The organism is Bradyrhizobium sp. 197, from assembly GCF_023073375.1.
Lineage (GTDB): Bacteria > Pseudomonadota > Alphaproteobacteria > Rhizobiales > Xanthobacteraceae > Bradyrhizobium.
In genome coordinates, this window is the sequence record NZ_JADPJJ010000012.1 from 41,929 (window position 1) to 59,427 (window position 17,499).

Here is a 17,499-nt window from a genome sequence, read left to right on the forward strand (position 1 = left end):
TTGCCTTTCAATGCGCCATCATCCGCGTCGGCAGCCATGTCGCCAGCAGCGGGAACGCGATCAGGATCACCAGGCGCACGAGGTCTGTCGCCACGAACGGGATCACGCCCTTGAAGATGGTGGAGAAGGAGACGTCCTTCACCACGCTTTTGATGACAAAGACGTTCATGCCCACCGGGGGATGGATCAGGCCGAGCTCGACGGTCATCACGATGATGACGCCGAACCAGATCGGGTCGAAACCGAGATGCATGATCACGGGGAAGATGATCGGCACGGTGAGGATGATCATCGCCATGGCGTCCATCAGGCAGCCGAGCACGAGATACATCACCATGATCAGCGCCAGCACGCCGTAGGGGCCGAGGCCGAGGCCGGTGAGGAATTCCGTCACCTTCTGCGGGGTCTGCGTCACCGTGAGGAAATAGCCGAAGATCAAGGCGCCGATCAGCACGGTGAACACCGCGGCCGCCGTGCGGGTGGCCTGGAGCAGCGACGCCAAAATCTTCTCGCGGTCAAGGCGTCCCGTAAGCACGCCGATGATGAAGGCGCCGGCAGCGCCGACGCCGCCGGCTTCGGTCGGCGTGAAGCGCGGCAAATAGGGCAGGCCGTAGAGGCCGCCGATCACGAACACGAACAGCAGCACCGGCGCCCAGATGTCCTTCAGGCCGGCGAAACGCTCGCGCCAGGGCAGCACTTTGCCCTTGGGCAGGAAGTCGGGCCGGAAATACCCGATCAGGAAGATCGTGATCATGTACATGGTCATCGCCAGGATGCCCGGGATGATGCCGGCGATGAAGAGTTTCCCGATGTCCTGCTCGGTGATGATACCATAGACCGCGAGCACGGTGGAGGGCGGCAGCATCGCGCCCAGCGTGCCGCCGGCCGCGATCACGCCGGTGGCAAAGGACTGCGGATAGCCGAAGCGGCGCATCTCCGGGTAGGCGACGGCGGAGAAGGTCGCGGCGGTCGCGACCGACGAGCCGCAGATCGCGGCAAAACCGCCGCAGGCGCCGACGGTGGCGATGCCGAGCCCGCCGCGCAGATGCCCAACAAAACCGTTGGCGGCGCGGAACAGCTCGCGGCTCATGCCGGAATTGCTGACGAAGGAACCCATCAGCAAAAACATCGGGATGACGCCGAAGGTGTAGTCGGTGACCGTGCGCATCGAGGTCTGGCCGACCAGTTTCAGCGCCGGCGTGACGCCGACGAGATAGGTGAAGCCGGAGACGCCGACGAGGCCCATGGCCATGCCGACGGGCACGCGCAGCAGCATCAGTGCGAAAAGGGAAACAAAGCCGATAACGGCGACGGCATCGGTGCTCATGATTATTCCGTCGCCTTCAGCTTGGGGTCGTGCATCTCTTCGGGATGGAAGATCAGCCGGTAAGTGCGGATCGCGATCAGCAGCACGGCCGAGACGTCGCCGATCCAGGCGATCGCGAAGAACGGCCAGGTCGGCATGTGCATGTCGAAGGTCTGGACGTTGTCGTTGTAGGTGCCGCGGACCTTGTCGAACAGCGTCCAGGTCTGCACCGTGACAACGAACAGCAGCACCAGCGTTGCGAACACGTCGATCCAGCGCTGGTAGCGCGGTCCGACATTGCCCCAGACCAGATCGACCGTGATGTGGGTGCCGCGATAGGAGGTCGCGGCGATGCCCCAGAAGATGAGGATTCCGAGCAGCATGCGCCCGATGTCGAATGAATCCGGAATCGCATAGTTCAGCGTGTTGCGCAGCAGCACCGACAGGAAGATGTCGAGCGCGACGATGCCGACGAAGGCCGCTGCGATCCATTCGATCGAATCGATAACGCGATCCATCCAGCTGCGCTTCATGGGAGCTTCCTAAAAGATGTCATCCTCAGGCGGCGAGAGGGTAGGACGCGCGGTGCGCTCCTCAGGTCTCGGCCCCCTTGCAGAACAACGGCGGCGAGATGCATCCCGCCGCCGCATGTGTTTCGATGAAGAGCTACTCCGCCAGCGCGTTGTACTTCTTCAGCGATGCCTTCAGCTCGGCGAGCGCAGCATCCGGATCGGCGCCGGCTTTCTTCGCGCCGTCGGACCAGGTCTTCACCAGCGGCTCGGCGGCCTTCTTCCAGGCGGCGGTCTGCTCGGGTGTCAGCTTGTAGACCTCGTGACCGGATTCCGCCTTCACCTTGTCGATGCCGGCATCCTCGAACTTGCCCCAGTGCTCGCCGACCACGCCGGCCATCTCGATCGTGCAATTCTTGTCGATCGCGGCCTTCTGCTTGTCGGACATCGCATTGTACTTGTCCTTGTTCATCACGAACACGAAGGTCGTGGTGTAGAGCGGCGCCTCCATGTCGTACTTGGTCACCTTGTCGATGCCGAACAGCACCAGCGAGCCCCAGGGGAAGGTGACGCCGTCGGCGACGCCGCGCTCGATGATGTCGCGCACTTCGGGCGCGGAGGACTGCACATTGGTGCCGCCGAGCGAGGTGACGAAGTTCGCCATGGTGGCGTGGGCCGGGCGAATCTTGAGGCCCTTCACGTCCTCCGGCATCACGATCTTCTTGGTGCGGGAGTGGAAGGAGGAGGGCGAGTGGACGAAAGCGAGACAGTACTTGACGTCCTTCATCTCCTTCTCGGCGTATTTGCGATACCAGGCGTCGAGCCCCATCGAGCCGCCTTTGGCATCCGAGATCAGGAACGGCAGTTCGCCGGCCCCGATGATCGGGAAGCGGCCGGGCTGGTAGCCGGGATTGACGTAGGTGACGTCGGCGATGCCGTCGCGGGCCATATCGTAATGGTCGAACGCCTTGCCCATCTGCTGGGCCGGAAACACCTTGCCCTTGATGGTGCCGCCGGAATCCTTCTCGACCGCAGCGGCCCAATCCTCCAGCGATTTCTGCAGCGGGTGCGAGGCCGGCACCCAGTGCGAGATCTTCAGGTCGAAGGTCTTGTCCTGCGCGAGCGCAGGGCTCACGCTTGCTGCCAGCAGCAACGCCAGACAGGCTTTCCTCATCACGTGTCTCTCCCTCTTGTGACGGCGGGCTTCGATGGCCCGGTCTCGTTAATTAACATGTTATCTAATTAGCCGGCGCATTCAAGCCGGAACTGGCGCGGCGTGCCGCCGCGCACTCCCCTTTTGCCCAACCGTTATATGATATAATTATCGTGCGCGGACGGCTGCGACAAGCGAGCCGCGACGAAAACCTACAGGATCGGGAGGAGCAAGTATTGCGGACAAAAGTCGCAATCATCGGGGCAGGGCCGGCTGGATTGTTGCTTGGGCAACTTCTGCACGGTTACGGCATCGACAACGTCATCCTGGAGCGCCAGAGCCCGGACTATGTGCTCGGCCGCATCCGCGCCGGCCTCCTGGAGGAGGGAACCGTCGCGCTGCTCGACCAGATCGGCGCCGGCGCGCGGGCGCATGCCGAAGGTCTGCTGCATGAAGGGATCGAGCTGGCCTTTTCCGGCCGCCGACACCGTATCGACATGAAGGCCGCGACCGGCAAGACGGTCATGATCTACGGCCAGACCGAGGTCACGCTCGACCTGATGAATGCGCGCAAGGCCGCCGGCCTCACCTCGGTCTACGAGGTCAAGGACGTGCAGCCGCATGATTTCGACGGCGGTCGCCCGCGCGTGACCTACGTCAAGGATGGCGTCACCCACACCATCGATTGCGACTTCATCGCCGGCTGCGACGGCTTTCACGGCGTCAGCCGCGCCAGCGTTCCGGCCTCGGCGATCGAGGAGTTCGAACGGATCTATCCATTCGGCTGGCTCGGCATCCTCTCCGATACCCCGCCGGTCAGCCACGAGCTGATCTATTCGAACCACGCCCGCGGCTTTGCGCTGTGCACCATGCGTTCGGCCAAACGCAGCCGTTACTATGTGCAATGCGCGCTCGACGACCATGTCGACCAATGGCCCGACGACCGCTTCTGGGACGAGCTCAAGAGCCGGCTCGACCAGGAGGCTGCGGACAGCCTGGTCACAGGACCCTCGATCGAGAAGAGCATTGCGCCCTTGCGCAGCTTCGTGGCCGAGCCGATGCGCTTCGGCAGGATGTTCCTGTGCGGTGACGCCGCCCATATCGTGCCGCCGACCGGGGCCAAGGGACTGAACCTCGCGGCCAGCGACGCCCATTATCTGTCAAGCGCGCTTCGCGAATTCTACGACGAGAAATCCAGCGCCGGGATCGACGCCTATTCCGCCAAGGCGCTGGCGCGGGTCTGGAAGGCCGTGCGGTTCTCCTGGTGGATGACCTCGATGCTGCACAAATTCCCCGACACCGGCACCATCGGCGCCCGCATCCAGCTCGCCGAGCTCGACTACGTCACGCAGTCGCAGGCCGCGATGACCTCGCTGTCGGAGAATTACGTGGGGCTGCCGTTTTGAAAATAGCTGTCATGCCCCGCGAAGGCGGGGCATCCAGTACGCCGCGGCCCGTCCGTATCACGTCACCGCCTCTGGAATACTGGGTCACCCGCTTTCGCGGGTGATGACAGTGGTTGTGGGGCGACAGTGCCGCTCGTTTCAAACACTCGCGCAAATTCCGTTTAAAACTTTGTAGGCGGTGAAACTGGCATCCACATCGCGTTCAATGGCGGCAGCCAACGACGCGAGCCAGACATGACCAGCACCGACATTCCCGCCGGCTTCGAGCCGCATTTCCGAAAAGCGCCCCTCACCGACCCGTGGGAGCCGCTTTATTCCAGAAAGACCGATAAGGGCGTCACCGTGGGATTGCGGCTGGCGACACCGCACACCAACGCGCGCGGGTTGATCCATGGCGGATTGATTGCGGCGCTGGCCGATGCCGCCATGGGTTACAGCTGCGCGCAGGCGACGGGCTGGACAACGTCGCTCGTCACCATCTCGCTGTCGGTCGACTACGTCGGTGCCGGCGAAATCGGTCAATGGCTCGCGGTCGAGGGTGAGGCGATCAAGACCGGCAGCACGATCTGTTTCGCGCAGAGCCTGGTCAAGGCCGACGACGCCGTGATCGCCCGCGCCAGCGGCACCTTTCGCGTCGTGCTGAAGAAGGGGTGAATTCCCTTGTCCCGGACGCGGTGCGGCGCGAAGTGCCGCTCCGCAGAGCCGGGACCCATAGCCTTCTGGGTCCCGGCTCTGCGCAGCAACGCTATGCGTTGCAGCGCGTCCGGGGCACGAAAATCACCCAAATCTCCACTCCGCCGTCTCCACCACGAGATCGACGAATGCGCGCACTTTGGCCGAGAGCAGGCGCGAGGTCGGATAGACGATGTGGATCGGTAGCGCCGGCTGCTCGTATTTCGCCAGTACGATTTTCAGTCGCCCGCGCTTCAGCCCCTCTGCGGCCTGATAAGCCAGCACCCGCGTCACGCCACCGCCGGCCTCGGCATATTGCAGGGCGGCGTCGGCGCTGTTGCTGGCGAAGCGCGGTTCCGGCGTCACCTCGATGTCGCGGCCGTCCAGTACGAAGCGCCAGCTGGCGGATGGACCGAACGCGATGGTCTGGTGCGTGAGCAGTGCCTCCGGCGTCTTCGGCTCGCCATGGCGCTTCAGGTAACCCGGAGTCGCCACCACGATCCGCCGCATCTCGCCGACCTGGCGCGCGACCAGTGAGGAGTCGGCGAGATGGCCGATCCGCACCGCGACGTCGACGGCATCTTCCACGAGATTGACGAGGTTGTCCGACAGCCGCAATTCGCAGGTGACCTCGGGATAACGCTTGAGGTAGGCGGTCACGACAGACCCGACATGGAGACGGCCGAAGCCGACCGGAGCCGACACCACCAGACGTCCACTCGGCCGGTTGCGCTCCTCCCGCGCCGAGCCGTCGGCCTCCTCGACGTCGGCGAGGATGCGACGCGCGCGCTCCAGATAGCGCGTGCCGACGTCGGTCAGCCCCACCTGCCGGGTGGTCCGCTGCAACAGCCGCGCGCCGAGATGTTCCTCCAGCGCCGCGATCAGCCGCGTCACCGCCGAGGGCGACAGCCGCAGTTTTCGTGCCGCCGGCGCAAAGCCGCGCAAATCGGCGACGGTGACAAAGACATGCATGGCTTCAAGGCGGTCCACCTCATTATTGCATATATTGCAACGATTAAGTGTCAAGCGGATAGATTGTTTTGGCAGGCGGAAGGTCCATTTTAGGTCCCGAAGACGCAGAGATGCGCCGGGATTTCAGGAGATGTTCCGATGACGGCAACTCACACCTACGCCAGCGACGTGGCATTCACGCCGGCGGTGAAATCGATCCAGACCCGAAAAGGATCACGCGAAGGCTATGCTCATGCCGAGCAGCGCGGCTGGCGCACCGAGATCGACGAGAACCTCGCGGCGTTCATCGCTGATGCCAACAGCTTTTATTTCGCCACTGCCTCGGCCGATGGCCAGCCCTACATTCAGCACCGCGGCGGCCCGAAGGGCTTTTTGAAGGTGCTGGATAAGCAGACGCTCGCGTTCGCCGACTACGCCGGCAATCGGCAGTACATCACGCAGGGAAACCTGTCCGAAAATCCCAGGGCCTACGTCTTTGTGATGGACTACGCCCATCGCCGCCGGGTGAAGATCTGGGGTGAGGCGCGCGTGGTCGAGGACGACGCCGCGCTGACGCAGTCCCTGATGCCGAAAAGCTACCGCGCGCGGCCGGAGCAGGTGATCCTGTTCAAGATCGAAGCATGGGACACGAACTGCCCGCAGCACATCCCGCAGAAGTTCGACGCCGGCGATGTTGCGGCTACGCTGGCGGCAAGGGATGCAAGGATCGCGGAGTTGGAGGCGGAGGTGGCAGCCCTGAAGGGGGAGAAGGTGAGCTGAAAAATGATGCTTCTTACCCTCTCCTTGTGGGAGAGGGTGGCTCGCCGCAAAGCGGCGAGACGGGTGAGGGGTCTCTCTCCGCATGCAACGGTCCCACGTTGTAATTCGCGGAGAGAACCCCTCATCCGGCGCTGCGCGCCACCTTCTACCACAAGGGGAGAAGGGAAGTAGGGCCGCGAAATCAGATCACGCTCGCGCCTTCGTGCTGGAAGCCGAGATAGCTCGCCGCCACCCGCTCGTTTGCGGCGATGTCGCTGGCCTTGCCGCTGAGCACGAATTCGCCGAGCTCCATCACGTAGGCCTGATCCGCGATCTTCAATGCGGCCTGCGCGTTCTGCTCGACCAGCAGCACGGAGACGCCGGCGGCACGCAGTTCGGTGACGATGCGGAAGATGTCGGCGACGATGATCGGAGCGAGGCCGAGGCTCGGCTCGTCCAGCATCAAGAGCTTGGGCTCGCCCATCAGCGCGCGGCCCATCGCGAGCATCTGCTGCTCGCCGCCGGAGAGCGTGCCGGCGAACTGCTTGCGCCGCTCTTTCAGCCGCGGAAACAGCGTGTAGACCCGCTCCATCGAGGCTTTCGCCTTGCTTCTCTCGATCCTGAAGGCGCCGAGTTCGAGATTGTCCTCGACATTCATGGTCACGAACAGTTCGCGATGCTCGGGAACGAGACCGAGCCCCATCGCGACGCGATCCTCGATGTCGAGCCGGGAGAGGTCCTGGCCGGCAAAGGCGACGCGGCCCTTCAGCGGAAAAACGCCCATGATGGCCGAGAGCAGCGTGGTCTTGCCGGCGCCGTTGGCGCCGACGATGGTGACGATCTGGTTTTGGCCGACCTCAAGCGAGACCGAACGCACCGCCTCGACCTTGCCATAGGACACATGGGCGTCGGTGACGGACAACAGCGCGCTCATGCCGCCACTCCGAGATAGGCCTTGATCACTTCGGGATTGGTCTTGATCGTGGCCGGCGTTCCTTCCGCGATCTTGGTGCCGAAATCGAGCACCACGATGCGGTCGGCGAGGTTCATGACGAAGCCCATGTCGTGCTCGACAAGCAGCACGCTCATGCCGCCGTCGCGCAGCTCCCGCAGCAGCGTCGCGAGCCGCTGCTTCTCCATGTGGCGCAGGCCGGCGGCCGGCTCGTCGAGCAGCAGCAGCATCGGATCGACGCACAGCGCACGGGCGATCTCGACGATCCGTTGCTGTCCCAGCGAAAGCGCGCCTGCGAGCTGATGCATCTGCTCGCCAAGTCCGACGCGCTCGATCTGGCGGGCGGCTTCCGCGAGCAGCTTGGCCTCGTCGGCACGGTCCAGCCGCAGCATCGAGGAGATCGGCCCGGAATGGCCGCGCAGATGCGCGCCGATCGCGACGTTCTCCAGCACGGTCATGTCAGGCACCAGCTTGACGTGCTGGAAGGTGCGGGAGATGCCGAGCTTGACGATCTCCTGCGGCGGCGCCTTGTCGACCTTGTTGCCGAGCACGGAGATCGAGCCCGAGGTGGCCGACAGCACGCCGGTGATCAGGTTGAACGTCGTGCTCTTGCCGGCGCCGTTCGGGCCGATCAGCGCAACGATCTCGCGGGCCTGGACGTCGAAGGAGACGCTATTTACCGCGACCACGCCGCCGAATTGCTTTCGCGCCTTCTCGACCTGGAGCAGGACGCCGGATTGGCCGGGCGAACGGGCGCGCTGCGCCAGTTTCAGGGAGGTGTCCGGCTTTTTGCCACGGGTGCGCTCGGGCAGGAACGACATCAGCCAGGGCCAGACGCCGCCGGGTGCGAGCTGGAGCAGCGCCACCAGCATAATGCCGAACACGATGGTTTCGACCTGGCCGGAGCCCGGCAGGATCAGCGGCAGGTAACTCTGGAGCACTTCTTTCAGGACCACGACGAGCGCCGCGCCGAGGACGCCGCCCCAGACATAACCGGCGCCGCCGACCACGGCGATGAAGAGATATTCGATGCCGGCCTGCGCGCCGAACGGCGTGGGATTCACCGCGCGCTGAAGATGAGCGTAGAGCCAGCCGGAGAGGCCGGCGAGCACGGCCGCATGGATGAACACCAGCATCTTGGCCCGCGGCGTGTGCACGCCGAATGCTTCGGCCGCGACATGGCCGCGCCGGAGCGCGCGGATGGCGCGGCCGGTGCGGGAGTCCAGCAGGTTCATCGTGAGCAGCGCCGAGACGATCACGGCCACCCAGATCGCGTAATAGATCGAGCCGGGCGAGAGCATCTTGAACGAGCCGATCGACAGCGGCGGGATCGCCGAGATGCCGTCGTTCCTTCCTAAAAATTCCAGCTTGCTGAAGAGATAGAACAAGCCGAGTCCCCAGGCGAGCGTGCCGAGCGGCAGATAGTGGCCGGAGAGACGGACCGTGACGAGGCCGAGCAGCACCGCCAGCAAGCCGCTGACCAGCAGCGACAGCGGCAGCGTCAGCCAGGGCGACATCCCGTAGGCCGTCGACAGCACCGCGGTGGTGTAGGCGCCGAAGCCGACGAAGGCCGCTTGTCCAAACGAGGTCAGGCCGCCGACGCCGGTCAGCAGCACGAGGCCCATCGCGACGAGGGCGGTGAGGCCGATATTGTCGAGCAGCACGATCCAGAACGGGGGCATGCCCGGAACGAACGGGATCGCCGCCATGAGAAGCGCGAAGATGAGGATGGGGAGCCGGCTCTGCATCTTGGCCTCAGTCCTTCTCTTCCTCGACCGCGGGAGCAGCGAGCGAGCGCAGCAGCAGCACGGGGATCAAGAGCATGAAAACAATCACCTCCTTGTAGTTGGAGGCATAGAAGGACGAGAACGCCTCGACGATGCCGACGAACAGCGCTGCGACGGCGGTGAGGGGATAGCTGACGAGACCGCCGATGATCGCGGCGACAAAGCCCTTCAGGCCGATCAGGAAGCCCGAGTCGTAATAGAGCGTCGTGATCGGCACGATCATGATGCCCGACAATGCGCCGATGACGGACGCCAGCAGGAAGGCGATCTGCCCGGATAGCGTCGTGCGGATGCCGACGAGCCGGGCACCCAGCCGGTTCACGGCGGTCGCGCGCAGCGCTTTGCCGTAAAGTGTCAGCCCGAAGAACAGCCACAGCCCGACGATGAAGGCGATGGTGATGCCGTAGACCGTGATGCTCTGGCCGGTGAAGCGCAGCGCGCCGGCGGTGAAAGAGCCGGACAGTACGGCAGGTCCGCGCTGGCCCTCGGCGCCGAAGAACAAAAGGCCCAATCCCTGAAGCGCGAGGTGGACGCCCACCGAGGCGATCAGCAGCACCAGCACGGAGGTGTGCGCCAGCGGTTGGAATGCGATGCGGTAGAGAAACAGGCCGATCATCGCCACGATCACCAGCGACAGCGCGATGCAGACCGCAACCGGCGGCTTCTGAGCGGCGTAGTGGACCGTCAGCGCCAGCACGATGGCCGGCAGCACGATGTTGGTGAGGACGCTGCGCAGGACCAGGCGTCCGTGCAGCGCCTTGCGCGCGGCGAACAGGTCGAACGCGAAGGCGCCGATGCCCAGGGCGAGCGCGAGTTTCGCCGTACCCGGCATCTGGCCCGCAGCCAGCGAGGCATAGGTCAGCGCACCATAGGTGACGAATTCGCCTTGTGGGATGAGGATCACGCGGGTGACGGCGAACACCAGCACCAGCGCGAGGCCGAGCAACGCGTAGATTGCGCCGTTGGTGATGCCGTCCTGCAGCAGGAACAGCATGATGGTGGTATTCAAGACCGGACGCTCCCCCTCAAAGATTAAGGACCGGTCCCCTGATAGTCGTGGACGGTCCGCTCACAGCCATTGAAAAACGCTGACGATATTTGATATGGTCCATAACAATTATCAAATATAACTTCAAGGGTGGCGGGACGACCCTCCCGAACTTAGCGGGATTACGAGCATGAGGCGATGACCGTTTCGAAAACCTCCGAAAAGTCTTCTGAAAAGCCCGCCGATCCGGCCAAGGTCCGCAAAGACGCGGCCGAGGTGCAAGGTCAGGGGCCCGGCGAAGCCCTCCAGCTCGGCGAGCTCTCGGAGCAGCTCGGCTATGTGCTGAAGCGGGCGCAGCTTAAGGTGTTCGAGAACTTCCTGCGCTGCATGGCCTCGCTTCAGCTCACGCCCGCGCAGTTCTCCGTTCTGCTGCTGGTCGAGAAAAATCCGGGCCGTAACCAGACCGAGATCGCCTCCACCCTCGGCATCCTGCGCCCGAATTTCGTCGCCATGCTCGACAATCTCGAGAGCCGCGACCTTTGCGCGCGGATCCGCTCCACCAACGACCGCCGCTCGCACATCCTGGTGCTGACCGACAAGGGCAAGGCGGTGCTGGCCCGCGCCAAGAAGCTCGTCGCCACCAAGCACGAGGCCCGGCTGAACGAGCTGCTCGGCCCCTCCAACCGCGAAGCGCTGCTCGGGATGCTCTCGAAGATCGCCAACGAGTTTTAACGGGGCGGTCGGCTCAGCTGTCGTCGCCCGCGAAGGCGGGCGCTCCAGTATTCCAGAGGCAGTAGTGGGTGATGGAGAAGCCGCGGCGTACTGGATTTCCTGCCTTCGCGGGGAATGACGCCGTGATTGGGGCAGGCGCCTCAGTCGACCAGGATCACCCTTATATCGTTCACGTTGGTCAGCGTGGGCCCCGGCAGCAACAGGTCACCCGTCGCCTCGAAGAACGTCGTCGCGTCGTTGCTGGCGAGATACGCCTGCGGCTGCAGCTCCTGCGCCTTCATCTTCGCGAACGTCGCCGCGTCGATCAGCGCGCCGGCGGGATCGGTGGGGTTGCCGGCACCGCCATCAGCGCCGTCGGTATCGCCGGCGAGCGCGGAGATGTTTGGCGTGTCCTTCAACAAATCGGCGAGCGCCAGCGCGTATTCCTGGTTCGGGCCGCCGCGCCCCTGGCCGCGCACGGTGACCGTGAGCTCGCCGCCGGAGAGGATCGCGACGCGCTTGCCTTGCGCGCGGGCCTGGAGCGCCAGCCTGGCGTGATCGGCGGCAACTCCGCGGGCCTCGCCTTCCAGATCGGCGCCGAGATCGATGGTCTCGTAACCGGCCTCGTGCGCGAGTTTCACCGCGGCATCGAGCGATTGCTTCGGACGTGCGATCAATTCGAAATGCGCGCGTGCGAAGGCGGCGTCACCCGGTTTGCAGCTCTCGTTGGCGGGGGCGTCCAGCGCGCGGCGGACGGCATCGTCGATGTCGAGCTTGTACCTGGTCACGATCGCGCGCGCATCAGCGAGCGTGGTCGGATCGGGCACGGTGGGGCCGGAGGCGATCGCGGAGGGCTCGTCATGCGGCACGTCGGAGATCGCGAGCGTGACGATCTCGGCGGCATCTTTGCCGGCGCGCGCCAGCCGCCCGCCCTTGATCCGCGACAGGTGCTTGCGCACGATATTCATCTCGCCGATCGGCGCGCCCGAGCGGAGCAGCGCCTTGTTGACGGCCTGCTTCTGCGCGAAGCTGATGCCGTCGACAGGCGCGATCCAGTTCGCCGAGCCGCCGCCGGTGAGCAGCACCAGGAGAAGGTCATCGGGTCCGGCCTCGCCTGCGAGCGCGAGGGTATCGGCCGCGCCCTTCAGGCCGGCCTCGTCAGGCACGGGATGGCCGGCCTCGACCACGCGGATGCGGCGGGTCGGCACGCCGTAGCCGTGGCGCGTGGTGGCGATGCCGACGAGGCGCTCCGGTGCGAGCCCGAGCGTGTCGAGATAATGCCGCTCTGCCGCCGCGGCCATCGCGGCCGCGCCCTTGCCGGCGGCGAGGCAGATCACGCGTCCCCTCGGTGCGGGCCGCAAGTGAGGCGCCAGCACCGTGTTGGGATGGGCGGCGGCAACGGCGGCGTCGTAGAGCGCGCGGAGCAGGGGGCGTCGGTCGGTCATGACGAAAGGCCTTGAGCGGACAGGAAAGACTGGCGGCAAACGCGCCGTTCACCTGCCTACCGCATCAGGCGCGAAAGCGTAAGCGGGCTTTGTCGTCATTCGATTGTGCAATCGCGTGATCATAATCGGCGCGCAAGCAAAAACCCCCTGCGAGAGTTCGCAGGAGGCTTGTTGTCGTGTCGGGGCTAGCCGCCGACGTCGGCGCTGATCACGTCGCCGAACAGCTCCCACTTCTCGCCCTTGAACTTCTCGAGCCGGAGCTGGCTGATCGGCGCAAAGTCGGTCGGGGACGTGTTGATCTGGATTCCCGGCAGCAGCGCCTCCGTGCGGAAGTTCTTCATGCCAGCGGCCTGCTTCATGATGTTCTCGCGCGTGAGATTATCACCGCACTGCTTCAAGACGTGGACCAGCGTCTGTGCCACGGCATAGCCGACGATGGTGCCCTTATCGAGCTTGTCGCCGTCGGGGAAGTATTTGGTCATGAACGCAAGAAAGTCCTTCATGCCGGGATCGTTGGCCCATTCGGGATCCGACACGTCCTTCAGATAATCGGCCGAGATAATGTCCTGGCCGTTCTCGAAGCCGGCAGGCTTCATCACGCTGCCGACGGAGGCAGAGACGTTGTTGAGGAAGTGCAGCGGCTTCCAGCCGATCTCGGCGTTCTTCTTGATCGCCTGGGCTGCGAATTTCGGCGTCGTGATGTTCATGAAGACGTCGGCGCCGGTCGATTTCAGCTTGACGATGTGGTTGTCGATGCTCGGCTCCGAAGTCTCATAGCTCTCTTCGATGACGATCATCGAGGCGGCCTTGGCGCCGAGGCCGTCCTTCAGGCCCTTGAGATAGTCCTTGCCGTAATCGTCGTTCTGGAACAGCACGGCGATCTTGGCGTCGGGCTTGTTCTTGAGCAGCCACTTCGCGTAGATCTGCGTCTCGCTCTGGTAGTTGGGCTGCCAGCCCATCGTCCACGGGAAGTTCTGCGGATCGTTCCACTTGGTGGCGCCGGTCGCGACGAAGAGCTGCGGCACCTTCTTCGAGTTCATGTATTTGTGGATCGCCGAGTTCGGCGGTGTGCCGAGCGAGTTGAAGATGAACAGCACCTCGTCGCTCTCGACCAGCTTGCGCGCCTGCTCCACCGTCTTCGGCGGCGAATAGGCGTCGTCGTAAGAGATGAAGTTGATCTTGCGGCCGTTGATGCCGCCTTCGTCGTTGATCTTCTTGAAATAGGCGGCTTCGGTCCGCCCTATGATGCCGTAGGCGGAGGCCGGTCCGCTGTAGGGCATGATGTTGCCGACCTTGATCTCGGTATCGGTCGCGCCGGTATCGTATTTCTTCTGGGCCGATGCAGTGGAGGCCGAGGCCGCAATGAGCGCAAGCGCCAGTGACGCGGCCGCAAGTTTGCCGGTGACAGCGGGCATTCCTATCTCCCTATTTTCTTGGTGTGTGTGCGTTCCTTTTCTTGCGTTGCTTGTTTTTGGTGACGCGGCCGCAATTCAATACGATTTACCTGGTGCCTTCAACAGAAAGCCCCTGCGACGGCGTCGCAGGGGCTGCTTCTTTAGTAGTCAAAGGCGGCCGCGGGAGCGTGTGCGCTGCGAAAAAATCGCGACCGCCGCTGATTGTTTAATTTGAATAGCGCGATTTTGAGTTGATCGGCCTCAATGGCCAGGATCGCTTGAGATGATGTCGCCGAACAGCTCCCATTTCTTGCCTTTGAATCGCATCATCTGGAGCTGCTCGATCGGGGCGAAATTGTCCGGCGCGGTGTTGATCTTGATGCCGGGCAAGAGCGTATCGGGCTCGAAATCCTTCAGGCTGGCGGCCTGCTTCATGACGTTTTCGCGGGTAAGGTCATCGCCGCACATCTGCAGCACCTTCACCATGGTCTGCGCGGCGGCATAGCCGAACACCACGCCGGCATCGAGCTTGTTGGCCGTGGGAGCGTATTGCGCGAGGAAGTTATAGAACTTCTTCATGCCTTCATCGGCGTTCCATTGCGGGTCGGAGCCGTCCTTGGTGTAGCTCGCCGACAAGATGCCTTGCGAGATCTCGAGCCCCGCCGGCTCGAGCACGCCGCCGACCGAGGCCGAGACGTTGGAGATGATGTGGACCGGGTGCCAGTTGATCTCGGCCGCCTTCTTGATCGCCTGGGCAGCAAATTTCGGCGTGGTGATGCTGATGAGGATGTCGGCGCCGGCGGCCTTCAATTTCACGACGTGCTCGTCGATGGCCGGTTCGGACGTGTCGTAGCCTTCCTCCAGCACGATCATCGAGGCCTTGGGCCCAAGGCCGTCCTTCAGCCCCTTCAGATAGTCCTTGCCGAAATCGTCGTTCTGGTAGAGCACGCCGATCTTGCCGTCCGGCTTCTCCTTCATGATGTACTTGGCGTAGATGTGCGCCTCGCTCGCATAGCTCGGCTGCCAACCCATGGTCCAGGGATACTGCCTGGGATCGTTCCACTTCGAAGCGCCGCTCGCCACGAACAATTGCGGCACCTTCTTCTCGTTCATGTATTTGCGGATGGCGCCGTTGGTGGAGGTGCCGAGCGAGCCGAAGATCAGCAGCACCCCGTCGCTCTCGACCAGCTTGCGCGCCTGCTCCACCGTCTTCGGCGGCGAATAACCGTCGTCATAGGAGATGAATTTGATCTTGCGGCCGTGGATGCCGCCCTCGGCATTGATTTTGTTGAAATAGGCTTCCTCGGCCTTGCCGATCGCCGCGTAGGCGGAGGCCGGGCCGCTATAGGGCATGATGTTGCCGATCTTGATCTCGGTATCGGAAGCGCCGCTGTCGTATTTTTTCTGCGCCAGTGCAGGGCCGCTCATCGCAGTGCACAATATGAATGCGGCCAAAAGGGCCGCAACCTGAAATCGAACAGCAGTCATTTCTCTCCCACCCCGGCTGGATCGGCGCCGCATTGAACAAGATTGACGCTCGACGTCAACAAAAAGCCCCCGCGATTGCTCGCGGGGGCTTCTCGAGGCGTTGGACTATTGCGTCAGAGTATCACTCCGTGGCGACGTCGCCGCTGATGATCTCGCCGAAGAGTTCCCACTTCTCGCCTTTGAAGCGCTGCATCTGGAGCTGCGCGATCGGGGCGAAGTCGGTGGCGCTGGTGTTGATCTTGACGCCGGGCAGCAGCGTGTCCGGAGTAAAATCCTTCAACGAGGTCGCCTGCTTCATGATGTTGGCCCGAGTCAAATCGTCGCCGCACATCTCCAGGACCTTGGCCAGCGTCGACGCCGCGCCGTAGCCATAGACCATGCTGGTGTCCGACTTGTCGGCACCCGGCATGTACTTGTCGACGAATTCGTTCCACTTCTTCATGCCGGGGTCGTTGGTCCACTGCGGGTCCGTCGAGTCCTTGGCGTAGGCGGCCGAGAGCACGTTCTGCGAAGCCTCGAAGCCGGCGGGCTTCATCACGCTGCCGACCGAGATCGACACGTTGGTGAGGATCTGCAGCGGCTTCCAGCTCAGCTCGGCTGTCTTCTTGATGGTTTGGGCAGCGAATTTCGGCGTCGTGTAGATCAACAGCACGTCGGGATTGGCAGCCTTGATCTTGACGATGTGACCGTCGATCGACGGCTCGGAGACCTCGTAGCTCTCTTCCATGATGATCATGGACGCGCCCTTGGCGCCCAGGCCGTCCTTGGTGCCCTTGAGGTAGTCTTTGCCGAAATCGTCATTCTGGTAGAGGATCGCGATCTTGGCGTCCGGCTTTTCCTTCAACAGCCATTTCGCGTAGATCTGCGCTTCGCTCTGGTAGGAGGGTTGCCAGCCCATGGTCCAGGGGAAGTTTTTCGCGTCGTTCCACTTGGTGGCGCCGGTGGCGACGAACAGCTGCGGGATCTTCTTGGCGTTGAGGTACTTCTGGATCGCGCTGTTCGAGGGCGTGCCGAGCGGGTTGAACACGGCCAGCACCTCGTCGCTCTCGACCAGCTTGCGGACCTGCTCGACGGCCTTGGGCGGCGAATAGCCGTCGTCATAGGTGACGAAGGTGATCTTGCGGCCGTTGATGCCGCCCTTGTCGTTGATCATCTTGAAATAGGCTTCTTCGGTCTTGCCGATGATGCCATAGGCCGACGCCGGGCCGCTGTACGGCATGATGTTGCCGATCTTGATCTCGGTATCGGACGCGCCGGTGTCGTATTTCTTCTGCGCGAGTGCTGCGCCGGAGGTGAGAGTGATGACCGCCGTTGCCGTGACCAGCGCAGCGGTTCGCAGTGTTCTTTCAAAAAGCAATTCGGGTCTCCTTGGTTAAATCAACGGGTTTTCAGTTCTTTCTGAGCCGGCCGACGAGTTGCTGGCCCAGGATCGCGATCTGCCTTGCGCCGTGCGGCACCAGGTAGATGACGAGGAACAACAGTACGCCGAATACCGCGCCGGACAGGCCTTTGGAGATGCCCTCCGCCATGTTCGGCACGAAGATGATGAAGGCTGCGCCGACGAACGAGCCGGGCAACCAGCCGACGCCGCCGACGACCATGCCGAGGAACAGCGAGATCGCCAGCGTGATGGTGTAGCTGTCGGGCGCGACGAACTGCACGGCGATGGCGCCAAGCGAGCCGGCAACGCCGGTGATGCCGGCGGACACGCCGAAGGCCAGCGTCTTGTAGAGCGCGACGTTGACGCCCATCGAGGAGGCCGCGATCTCGTTGTCGCGGATCGCCATGAAGGCGCGGCCCGAGCGGGAGCGCAGCAGGTTCACCGAGAAGATGTAGATCGCGAGCACGACGGCGAGTGAGAAGTAGTATAGCCACATGTCCTGCGACATCGGCAGCCCGAACGGCGCGTCCGGCTTGGTGACGACGAGGCCCTGCACGCCGCCGGTCCAGTGCTCGAGGAAGTTCAGCTTCAGCAGCT

Annotated in this window: 16 protein-coding genes; 4 read left to right on the forward strand and 12 right to left on the reverse strand. The window is 63.5% G+C overall.

Annotated elements, in window-relative coordinates; all coding sequences use genetic code 11:
* Positions 1 to 7 precede the first annotated feature (7 nt).
* The 3 genes from IVB27_RS04520 to IVB27_RS04530 all read right to left on the reverse strand — a co-directional run bounded on the left by IVB27_RS04520 (position 8) and on the right by IVB27_RS04530 (position 2,989).
* Positions 8 to 1,327: a TRAP transporter large permease gene (locus tag IVB27_RS04520; protein ID WP_247441731.1), complete on the reverse strand. Its 1,320-nt coding sequence runs from the start codon at positions 1,325 to 1,327 to the stop codon at positions 8 to 10.
* Between the two features lie 2 nt (positions 1,328 to 1,329).
* Entirely contained in the window at positions 1,330 to 1,839 is a 510-nt protein-coding gene (locus IVB27_RS04525) for a TRAP transporter small permease (RefSeq protein WP_007599673.1), read from the reverse strand.
* Positions 1,840 to 1,972: 133 nt separating this feature from the next.
* Entirely contained in the window at positions 1,973 to 2,989 is a 1,017-nt protein-coding gene (locus IVB27_RS04530; RefSeq protein ID WP_247441732.1) for a TRAP transporter substrate-binding protein, read from the reverse strand.
* A gap of 215 nt (positions 2,990 to 3,204) precedes the next feature.
* On the opposite strand from IVB27_RS04530, the gene pobA reads away from it, so the two are divergent.
* A complete protein-coding gene (pobA, locus tag IVB27_RS04535) occupies positions 3,205 to 4,374 on the forward strand; it encodes a 4-hydroxybenzoate 3-monooxygenase (protein WP_247441733.1) in 1,170 nt (389 codons plus the stop codon).
* A 234-nt stretch (positions 4,375 to 4,608) separates the two neighbouring features.
* Positions 4,609 to 5,028, forward strand: a complete 420-nt coding sequence (locus tag IVB27_RS04540; RefSeq protein ID WP_247441735.1) for a PaaI family thioesterase — start codon at positions 4,609 to 4,611, stop codon at positions 5,026 to 5,028.
* A 123-nt stretch (positions 5,029 to 5,151) separates the two neighbouring features.
* Here IVB27_RS04540 and IVB27_RS04545 read toward each other — a convergent pair whose 3' ends face one another.
* Positions 5,152 to 6,036, reverse strand: a complete 885-nt coding sequence (locus IVB27_RS04545) for a LysR family transcriptional regulator (RefSeq protein WP_247441736.1) — start codon at positions 6,034 to 6,036, stop codon at positions 5,152 to 5,154.
* 120 nt (positions 6,037 to 6,156) lie between these two features.
* Here IVB27_RS04545 and IVB27_RS04550 point away from each other — a divergent pair, with 120 nt between their 5' ends.
* Positions 6,157 to 6,777, forward strand: a complete 621-nt coding sequence (locus IVB27_RS04550; RefSeq protein ID WP_247441738.1) for a pyridoxamine 5'-phosphate oxidase family protein — start codon at positions 6,157 to 6,159, stop codon at positions 6,775 to 6,777.
* 181 nt (positions 6,778 to 6,958) lie between these two features.
* On the opposite strand, the gene IVB27_RS04555 is transcribed toward IVB27_RS04550, so the two are convergent.
* Genes IVB27_RS04555 through IVB27_RS04565 form a run of 3 tightly spaced genes read right to left on the reverse strand, consistent with a single transcriptional unit; the run spans position 6,959 to position 10,504 of the window.
* Positions 6,959 to 7,690 carry an ABC transporter ATP-binding protein gene (locus IVB27_RS04555; protein ID WP_247343952.1) on the reverse strand — a complete coding sequence of 244 codons (732 nt, stop codon included), beginning with the start codon at positions 7,688 to 7,690 and terminating at the stop codon, positions 6,959 to 6,961.
* On the reverse strand, positions 7,687 to 9,456 hold the full coding sequence (locus tag IVB27_RS04560; protein WP_247441740.1) for a branched-chain amino acid ABC transporter ATP-binding protein/permease: 1,770 nt from the start codon (positions 9,454 to 9,456) through the stop codon (positions 7,687 to 7,689). Before IVB27_RS04560 ends, IVB27_RS04555 begins: the two co-directional genes overlap by 4 nt.
* A 7-nt stretch (positions 9,457 to 9,463) precedes the next feature.
* Positions 9,464 to 10,504 (reverse strand): branched-chain amino acid ABC transporter permease, encoded by a 1,041-nt coding sequence (locus IVB27_RS04565; RefSeq protein WP_247441742.1) that lies wholly within the window; start codon positions 10,502 to 10,504, stop codon positions 9,464 to 9,466.
* Positions 10,505 to 10,681: 177 nt separating this feature from the next.
* Here IVB27_RS04565 and IVB27_RS04570 point away from each other — a divergent pair, with 177 nt between their 5' ends.
* Positions 10,682 to 11,215: a MarR family winged helix-turn-helix transcriptional regulator gene (locus IVB27_RS04570; RefSeq protein WP_247343942.1), complete on the forward strand. Its 534-nt coding sequence runs from the start codon at positions 10,682 to 10,684 to the stop codon at positions 11,213 to 11,215.
* 140 nt (positions 11,216 to 11,355) lie between these two features.
* Here IVB27_RS04570 and IVB27_RS04575 read toward each other — a convergent pair whose 3' ends face one another.
* The 5 genes from IVB27_RS04575 to IVB27_RS04595 all read right to left on the reverse strand — a co-directional run.
* Positions 11,356 to 12,639: a glycerate kinase type-2 family protein gene (locus tag IVB27_RS04575; RefSeq protein WP_247441744.1), complete on the reverse strand. Its 1,284-nt coding sequence runs from the start codon at positions 12,637 to 12,639 to the stop codon at positions 11,356 to 11,358.
* 185 nt (positions 12,640 to 12,824) lie between these two features.
* Complete coding sequence (locus tag IVB27_RS04580; RefSeq protein WP_247441746.1) at positions 12,825 to 14,054, reverse strand: ABC transporter substrate-binding protein; 1,230 nt, start codon at positions 14,052 to 14,054, stop codon at positions 12,825 to 12,827.
* Positions 14,055 to 14,294: 240 nt separating this feature from the next.
* Positions 14,295 to 15,521, reverse strand: coding sequence for an ABC transporter substrate-binding protein (locus IVB27_RS04585; RefSeq protein WP_247441748.1), 1,227 nt, complete (start codon positions 15,519 to 15,521; stop codon positions 14,295 to 14,297).
* A 121-nt stretch (positions 15,522 to 15,642) separates the two neighbouring features.
* Positions 15,643 to 16,878: an ABC transporter substrate-binding protein gene (locus tag IVB27_RS04590; RefSeq protein ID WP_247441750.1), complete on the reverse strand. Its 1,236-nt coding sequence runs from the start codon at positions 16,876 to 16,878 to the stop codon at positions 15,643 to 15,645.
* Between the two features lie 31 nt (positions 16,879 to 16,909).
* The coding region (locus tag IVB27_RS04595; protein ID WP_247441752.1) for a branched-chain amino acid ABC transporter permease at positions 16,910 to 17,499 on the reverse strand (590 nt) is incomplete at its 5' end.

Coding starts and splice junctions, on each gene's coding strand:
- IVB27_RS04520 (WP_247441731.1), bottom strand. CDS start 1,327: ATGAGCACCGATGCCGTCGCCGTTATCGGCTTTGTTTCCCTTTTCGCA.
- IVB27_RS04525 (WP_007599673.1), bottom strand. CDS start 1,839: ATGAAGCGCAGCTGGATGGATCGCGTTATCGATTCGATCGAATGGATC.
- IVB27_RS04530 (WP_247441732.1), bottom strand. CDS start 2,989: ATGAGGAAAGCCTGTCTGGCGTTGCTGCTGGCAGCAAGCGTGAGCCCT.
- IVB27_RS04540 (WP_247441735.1), top strand. CDS start 4,609: ATGACCAGCACCGACATTCCCGCCGGCTTCGAGCCGCATTTCCGAAAA.
- IVB27_RS04550 (WP_247441738.1), top strand. CDS start 6,157: ATGACGGCAACTCACACCTACGCCAGCGACGTGGCATTCACGCCGGCG.
- IVB27_RS04555 (WP_247343952.1), bottom strand. CDS start 7,690: ATGAGCGCGCTGTTGTCCGTCACCGACGCCCATGTGTCCTATGGCAAG.
- IVB27_RS04560 (WP_247441740.1), bottom strand. CDS start 9,456: ATGCAGAGCCGGCTCCCCATCCTCATCTTCGCGCTTCTCATGGCGGCG.
- IVB27_RS04570 (WP_247343942.1), top strand. CDS start 10,682: ATGACCGTTTCGAAAACCTCCGAAAAGTCTTCTGAAAAGCCCGCCGAT.
- IVB27_RS04575 (WP_247441744.1), bottom strand. CDS start 12,639: ATGACCGACCGACGCCCCCTGCTCCGCGCGCTCTACGACGCCGCCGTT.
- IVB27_RS04580 (WP_247441746.1), bottom strand. CDS start 14,054: ATGCCCGCTGTCACCGGCAAACTTGCGGCCGCGTCACTGGCGCTTGCG.
- IVB27_RS04585 (WP_247441748.1), bottom strand. CDS start 15,521: ATGACTGCTGTTCGATTTCAGGTTGCGGCCCTTTTGGCCGCATTCATA.